Here is an 890-nt window from a genome sequence, read left to right on the forward strand (position 1 = left end):
CGGCCGGGTACGCGCCGGCCCGGCGCCCGGACCGCTCGCCGGGGGCGGTCGCGGCGGCGCTAGCCTGTCCCGTGATGTTCACCGCACAGGGACCCACCTTCCGCGAACTGGCCGTGCAGGCACTGTCGTCGACCGAGCGCGGCTACGACCTGCTGGCCCCCAAGTTCGACCTGACCCCGTTCCGCACCTCCGACCGGGTGCTGGACGCGGCCCTGGGAGCGCTGGCCCCGCTCGGGCCCTTCCCGGCGGGCCTCGACCTGTGCTGCGGCACCGGCGCGGCGGTGCCGCTGCTGCGCGCGGTGTGTCCCGGGAGCGTCACCGGCGTCGACATCAGCACGGGCATGCTCGACCAGGCCCGGCTCGCCTTCGCTCCCGACGGGCACGACCACCCGGAGGGGCCCGGCCTCGGGCACGGCGACACCGGGAGCCCGGACGGCGGACGCGGCGGTCCCGAGGTGGCGTTCCTGCGGGCGGACGCGCGGAGCCTGCCGTTCCGTGAGCGGTCCTTCGACCTGGCCGTCAGCTTCGGCGCCTTCGGGCACTTCCTGCCACGCGAGCGGCCCCGGCTCTTCGCCGGCGTCCACGAGGTACTGCGACCGCGGGGGCTGTTCGCCTTTCCTGTGGGAGCGCCGCCGAAGCCCGGTTCGGCCGCCTACTGGACCCTGTGCGGCTTCGACGCCGCCATGCGGGTGCGCAACGCGCTCTGGCGTCCGCGGTTCGTCATGTACTACCGCACGTTCCCGCTGCCGGACGTACTGCGCGACCTGGAACGGGCGGGCTTCGAGGTGCAGGCACCGCCGCTGGCCGCGCTGGGTCACCGGCCGGACGGCAGCCCGCGCTGCCGACTGGTGCTCGCCCGCAAGCCCTGACCGCCCGCCGGGCCTGCCCGG

At 76.1% G+C, this 890-nt stretch carries 1 protein-coding gene; it reads left to right on the forward strand.

Annotated elements, in window-relative coordinates; all coding sequences use genetic code 11:
* Positions 1-74 precede the first annotated feature (74 nt).
* Entirely contained in the window at positions 75-869 is a 795-nt protein-coding gene (locus tag ACYVE9_RS28660) for a class I SAM-dependent methyltransferase (protein ID WP_461030800.1), read from the forward strand.
* Positions 870-890 lie beyond the last annotated feature (21 nt).

The organism is Streptomyces sparsus (assembly GCF_054776295.1).

Coding starts and splice junctions, on each gene's coding strand:
- ACYVE9_RS28660 (WP_461030800.1), top strand. CDS start 75: ATGTTCACCGCACAGGGACCCACCTTCCGCGAACTGGCCGTGCAGGCA.